Annotated in this window: 7 protein-coding genes; 6 read left to right on the top strand and 1 reads right to left on the bottom strand. The window is 40.7% G+C overall.

What is annotated here, in order from left to right:
- Positions 1–152: 152 nt before the first annotated feature.
- The 6 genes from V7201_RS05405 to V7201_RS05380 all read left to right on the top strand — a co-directional run bounded on the left by V7201_RS05405 (position 153) and on the right by V7201_RS05380 (position 5,664).
- On the top strand, positions 153–770 hold the full coding sequence (locus V7201_RS05405) for a stage V sporulation protein AA (protein ID WP_335375758.1): 618 nt from the start codon (positions 153–155) through the stop codon (positions 768–770).
- Entirely contained in the window at positions 760–1,182 is a 423-nt protein-coding gene (locus tag V7201_RS05400) for a stage V sporulation protein AB (protein WP_335375757.1), read from the top strand. The genes V7201_RS05405 and V7201_RS05400 overlap by 11 nt, the downstream gene beginning before the upstream one ends.
- Before the next feature lie 31 nt (positions 1,183–1,213).
- On the top strand, positions 1,214–1,789 hold the full coding sequence (locus V7201_RS05395; RefSeq protein ID WP_335375756.1) for a stage V sporulation protein AE: 576 nt from the start codon (positions 1,214–1,216) through the stop codon (positions 1,787–1,789).
- Positions 1,776–3,257 (top strand): spore germination protein, encoded by a 1,482-nt coding sequence (locus tag V7201_RS05390; RefSeq protein ID WP_335375755.1) that lies wholly within the window; start codon positions 1,776–1,778, stop codon positions 3,255–3,257. Before V7201_RS05395 ends, V7201_RS05390 begins: the two co-directional genes overlap by 14 nt.
- A gap of 281 nt (positions 3,258–3,538) precedes the next feature.
- Positions 3,539–4,858, top strand: coding sequence for a diaminopimelate decarboxylase (lysA, locus tag V7201_RS05385; RefSeq protein WP_335375754.1), 1,320 nt, complete (start codon positions 3,539–3,541; stop codon positions 4,856–4,858).
- A gap of 428 nt (positions 4,859–5,286) precedes the next feature.
- Positions 5,287–5,664, top strand: a complete 378-nt coding sequence (locus tag V7201_RS05380; RefSeq protein WP_335375753.1) for a GNAT family N-acetyltransferase — start codon at positions 5,287–5,289, stop codon at positions 5,662–5,664.
- A gap of 3 nt (positions 5,665–5,667) precedes the next feature.
- Here the strand turns inward: V7201_RS05380 and V7201_RS05375 are convergent, their stop codons facing one another.
- A complete protein-coding gene (locus tag V7201_RS05375; protein WP_335375752.1) occupies positions 5,668–6,201 on the bottom strand; it encodes a DUF309 domain-containing protein in 534 nt (177 codons plus the stop codon).
- Positions 6,202–6,329: the final 128 nt, after the last annotated feature.

Below are 6,329 nucleotides of genomic sequence, written 5' to 3'. Positions count from 1 at the left end.
AAAGCGAAGCGCCTGGAACGAAAATCAACAGCCTTGTTTAACAGAGCCATTGCCAAAAAAACGTTATCATAACCAATTATTGGACTTCATGAAAAAACAACAGCTAAACATACTAAATATACAAGGAAAACAATGTGTTGGAAGTGAATCTGATGGAAAAAACGATTTATATTCGCATGCGCAATCGAGTTCAAGTCAAACCAGAAGAATCACTCTTGTTAAAGGATATTGCGCAAATCATTGCTGGCGAAGAAATCTATGACAAACTTATTATGCTGCAGGTCCTGAAGGTGACACCTAAGGATCATATCCACATCATTGATGTGATGAAGGTGATTAAGTTTATCACAGGGAAATTTCCTGAATATGAAGTCCAGGCATTAGGGCCACCCCAGACTATTGTGGAAGTGATTTATAAAAAAAAGGGGATGTCGATACCATACTTCTTTCTAGTCTGGTTTTTATTATTTTTCGGTGCCGCCCTTACTATCATGAACTTTCATGAGGACGTCAGCATGCAAAGTGTTCAGGAGCGCATTTATACAATCTTGACGGGAAAGACGGAAAAAAAGCCTCTTCTCTTTCAAATTCCCTATTCAATCGGAATTGGTCTAGGTATGATTTTATTTTTCAATCATGTATTCAAAAAAAGGATTAATGAAGAGCCTAGCCCGCTCGAGGTGGAAATGTTCAACTACCAGCAATCGCTCGATCAATATGTAATCCTCCATGAAAATAAGGAAAACGTGAAGCACGTCGATGATCATTAGTGTGTTATTCATCATGCTGGTAGGACTTGCAAGCGGGCTGGCGGTAGGCTCAGGATTTGTAGCATTTTTGACTGTGTTGGGTGTGATTCCAAGGCTTACCCAATTGACAAAAACAATGAACCTGATTTCATGGTATGAATGGTCTGTCGTTCTTGGTGCCCTGTTGGGAACTGCGGGGAGCATTCGGGATCCTATACTGAATTTCTCTCCGTATTTGGCTATCCCGCTCGGTTTGGCAGGAGGAATATTCGTCGGCATGCTCGCAGCAGCTTTGACGGAAGTTCTTAATGTACTGCCTATTTTGGCAAAAAGAATTCGCGTAGATGACAAGCTTGAAATATTGTTAATGGCAATTGTTCTAGGCAAAGTATTCGGTTCTTTATTTCACTGGATATACTTTGTCGGCCGGTAAAAAAACGATGGATCAGAAAGGACGGCATCGAATGGCCGAGAAACGGAATGTGATCTTAATTACAGATGGCGATGACTATGCCAGACGAGCAGTAGAACGAGTCGCAGCTGATGTTGGCGGGCGATGTATTTCTCATTCGCATGGCAATCCGTCCGTCCTTTCGGGGTCAAGTCTTGTAAACCTGATCAAAAAAGCAGCCAATGATCCTGTTTTAGTGATGTTTGATGATAGTGGCTTCCTAGGTGAAGGCGCAGGTGAACAGGCATTAAAATATGTTGCCGAGCATGAGGATATCAATGTACTTGGAGTCATTGCCGTAGCTTCGAAAACTCATATGGCAGAGTGGAGCAAGGTGGATTTCTGCATCGACAGAGATGGAGAGCTTACCCCATATGGAGTTGATAAACATGGACTTCCGGAACTGGAGCAGGGAAGGATCAATGGTGATACGGTTTACTGTTTAGATAAGTTAGATGTCCCTCTGATTATAGGAATTGGCGATATTGGCAAGATGGCTCGCCGCGACCATTACGAGCGCGGGGCACCGATCACGAAGAAAGCAGTGGAAATCATCCTTGAAAGGAGCGGATTTTATGCCAAAGAATAAACACGATATGCTGCCTATACCGGAATCCTTGTATGAAGCTGAAAAATACATGAAAGAGCGGGTAGGTTTGGAAGACAGCTTCGATCTTGGCGTCAGAAAGCTGAAAATCCTAAAAAAAGAGGTTCACTTTTATTATGTAAATGGTTTATGTGATACCCAGTTTATCATTCATATTGTGGAAGAATTAGTTGGTATCAATGACCATGAAAAGCTGTCCACGCACCTTCAGATGATTGTCGAGAATAGGATTACTCACCAATCAGTACAGACAATTAAAACAATGGATGAGCTGGTTGATCAGGTTTTATCTGGTTTGATTGTAATTTTGGTCGAGGGTGAAAGGACTGCCTTTGTTGTCGATGTTCGGAGTTATCCTGGAAGGCAGCCACAAGAGCCTGACACTGAAAAGGTCGTCCGTGGATCGAGGGATGGCTTTGTCGAAAATATTATCGTAAACACCGCACTGACGAGAAGAAGAATCAGGGACGAGAATCTTCGTTTTGAAATGATGAAGGTTGGAGAGCGTTCCAAATCAGATGTAGCCATCGCCTATATCAAGGATATTGCGAATCCTGATTTAATCGAAGTAATTAAAAAGGAATTAAATACGATTAAAATCGATGGAATTACGATGGCAGATAAGACGATTGAAGAGTTTCTTGTTAAACAAGGTTACAATCCATATCCACTCGTTAGGTACACCGAGCGTGCGGATGTGGCTGCAACCCATTTGCTGGAAGGGCATGTATTGATTTACGTGGATACATCTCCAAGTGTCATTATTACGCCAACAACATATTTCCACCATCTCCAGCATGCTGAGGAATACAGGCAGTCGCCAGCAGTCGGGACAATGGTCAGATGGGTCAGGTTCCTAGGAGTGCTCGCGTCGCTTTTGCTTTTGCCGTTATGGTATTTATTCGTTCAGAATCCAGATCTTCTGCCAGAAAAAATTAACTTTATTGGTCCAAATGACAAATCCAATATCCCGATTTTCTTGCAGATTATGCTTGCGGACGGAGGGATTGAATTCCTGAGAATGGCTGCAATCCATACACCGACGCCTTTATCAACTGCTATGGGTTTGATCGCTGCTGTACTGATTGGTCAAATTGCAATTGATGTAGGGATGTTTGTTCCGGAAGTCATCCTGTATGTGGCAGTGGCTGCTATCGGAACATATGCGACCCCAAGCTATGAGCTAAGTATTGCAAATAAGATAGGCAGGGTATTTCTTTTGATCGTTACAGCACTTTTCCATGTTCCTGGATTTATGGTCGGCACTACAGTTTGGCTGTTGATGCTCGCAAATATCAAGTCTTTGAATACTCCATACCTGTGGCCATTCATGCCTTTTCACCCAATAGCTTTCTTGCAGATTATTATCAGGAGGGCTGTTCCAGGTTCCAAAATCAGGCCGAGTATCGTCCATGCTAAAAATCGATATAAACAGCCTTCAAATTCATGACCAAGTTCCAATTGCACGTTCCAATAGAATATGGTAAAGTGTTTTTAATTTACTAAAGACTTAAAGCAAAAAAATAGACAGTTCACGACTGAACTGTCTATTTATTTATTAGGCTTTTTCTAAATATTGTTGTTAATGTGAACAGAGCAAAAACTTATCTTCAAGAGTTTGCTCTATTGATTACAAATTCTCAGGATTGCTTTATCTGAGTGAAAATCGTTCGTTTAGCAGCCTACTATGAATGAAAAAGGTTATATATTGTCAAGGGATGAGGGGACAGCATGGAATTTCAAGGAACTGCAAAGGTTAATCGTCTTGGGCATTTAGAAATTGGCGGTGTTGATACAGTCCAATTGGCTGAGAAATATGGAACCCCACTATATGTCTATGATGTAGCTTTAATACGGGAAAGAGCAAGAAGCTTTAAAAAAACATTTGAGAATGCGGGAATTACCGCTCAGGTAGCATATGCAAGCAAGGCTTTTTCAACTGTGGCCATGGTTCAGCTGGCGGATGAGGAAGAGCTATCGCTGGACGTCGTGTCTGGAGGAGAATTGTTTACTGCGCTTGCAGCTGGCTTTCCTACTGAAAGAATCCATTTTCATGGAAACAATAAAAGCCGCGAAGAGCTTATCATGGCGATTGAAAACAATGTTGGCTGCATTGTGGTCGATAATTTTTATGAATTAGAGATGCTGCGAGGCCTCTGTAGGGATAAAAAGAAGAATATGAAGGTGCTGCTTCGTGTCACCCCTGGGATTGAGGCCCATACACATGACTATATTTTAACGGGTCAGGAAGATTCTAAATTTGGTTTTGATTTGCAGAACGGACAGGCTGATGAGGCGATGCAAATTGCATTGAAGGATAATAATATTGAACTTTTAGGTCTTCACTGCCACATCGGTTCGCAAATTTTTGAAACTACTGGATTTATATTGGCTGCCCAGAAAATTTTCGAGAAATTGCATCATTGGAAAAATGAGCTTTCATTCGAATCAAAGGTTCTTAATCTAGGCGGAGGGTTTGGGATACGTTATACAAATGAAGACCATCCAATTCCTGCAGCTCAGTATGTTGTGGAAATTATCGCAGAGGTTAAAAAACAGGCAGCCTCCTATTCAATGAAAATGCCTGAAATTTGGATTGAACCTGGCCGATCCCTTGTAGGGGATGCTGGTACGACACTTTATCGTATTGGTTCGAGGAAGGATGTCCCGAATGTCCGCCAATACGTTGCGGTAGATGGTGGGATGAGTGACAATATCCGTCCGGCATTATATCAGGCGAAGTATGAAGCGGTCCTTGCGAACAGGGCGCTGGACAAGCCTGAAGAGACAGTATCGATTGCTGGAAAATGCTGTGAGTCCGGAGATATGTTAATTTGGGACCTTCCACTGCCGAAATCATGCAGCCAGGATTTATTGGCTGTTTTTTGTACAGGTGCTTATGGGTATTCCATGGCTAATAATTATAACCGTTTGCCTCGTCCGGCCGTTGTATTTCTTGAAGACGCAAAGGATACATTAGTGGTACGCCGTGAAACATTTGAGGATATGGTAAAATTAGACTTGCCCATTAAAGAAAAAATAAAAAATTAAGCTGCAAATTTGCAGCTTTTTTAGTCGGAGCTAATTATTTTAAAGATTGGCTAATTGCCCAGCCTTATTGTAGAATTACAGTTTGGGAGGGATGCCTTATGAAGAAAAATAACTTGATGTTATTTATGCTTTTATTGCTGATGGCTGTTGCCTGGGGGGCTTATTACTGGTTATTTATTGTTCCTGGACAATAGGGAATAGAAAATTAATTGAAGAATCGTCCTGTTTTATGTATGATATTATCAATTGCAACATCGTATGAACCTGAACTGCTTGAAAGCATATATTATTAAAAGGCTTTTTTTCACATTCGCTTATTTAGGCTCTATCAGTGAATAGGGCATAAAGGTTTAATTTAGAAGAAAAATGGAAAAAATGGTCATGTTATCATTCCATTACTACCGTCAAACCACTAATGAGGGATATTTATGTTAATTCGTTATAAAAAGGCATTCGAAAAGATTGCGATGGGTCTATTGTCTTTCATGCCTAATGAAAAGGATTTAAAAAAGCTGCAGCAAACGATGAAGAATTACGAAACAGACGAATCCTGGCATTTATTTTTATGGAAGGAAGATGAAGACATCATCGGGCTTTTAGGTGTGAACTTCATTGATCCAAAAATAATGCAGATTCAGCATATATCCGTTAATCCATCTCATAGGCATCAGGGGATTGGCAAAAGGATGGTCAATGCCCTCCAGGAGATGTTTCCTGATTGGAAGGCATCAGCAAATGATGAAACTATAGCATTTTTTGAAAAATGCATTCAAGAAGGAAATACAGCTGAAGGCAGTGGATGTTAAATCTCACTGCCTTTTTTCTTTTTTTCTTTCGTCCAGTGCCATTTTACGCTCTGCTATGACTTCGCTCCGGTCTCTTGAAGAATGTCTGTTAATCAATTCCTCGTCATTAAGGTCACTCTTAGCTCCCCATTTAAAGCCGTTTTCTTTACATTCCTCCTGGCAAAGCTTTACAACCTCCATATCTGTAATAGGAAGGTTAAAACTTAAATAAGGAATCCGGTTCAATAAATTCTTCTCTCTTTTTTTTAATATGTCCATCAGAGCCTCATGATTAATGCCTAAACACAGACAGCTCTGCTCATCAAGTGAAAAAATTTCTAGTGATTTTCTTAATGTTCTTATCGCTCCGCCATAATTATTGCGCCTGTAATGGTAATTTGATACGGCCAGCAGGATGAACGCGACCCAGATGGATTTTTTATTGCCTGCATCCGTGGCTTTCCAATATTCCTCCAGGATTTCGTGGCACTCAAAGTAATCCCTGTCTCCGTGGAAATGGGCGAGATATTGTATATATGATTTTGGATATTTAGTCATGAATAGACCCCCCATCAAGTACCACTAGCTTAGCACAATTTAGTGGTTGATAAAATTAGAAACCGATTTACGTAGGTAGTGTTTTTTATAAGAAGGCTCTGTTATAGCTGAATGTTGATTTTTAAACC

This window comes from Bacillus sp. JJ1122 (assembly GCF_036964885.1).
In the GTDB taxonomy this organism is placed as follows: Bacteria; Bacillota; Bacilli; order Bacillales; family Cytobacillaceae; genus Mesobacillus.
This window is presented reverse-complemented; position numbering and strand designations above follow the sequence as displayed.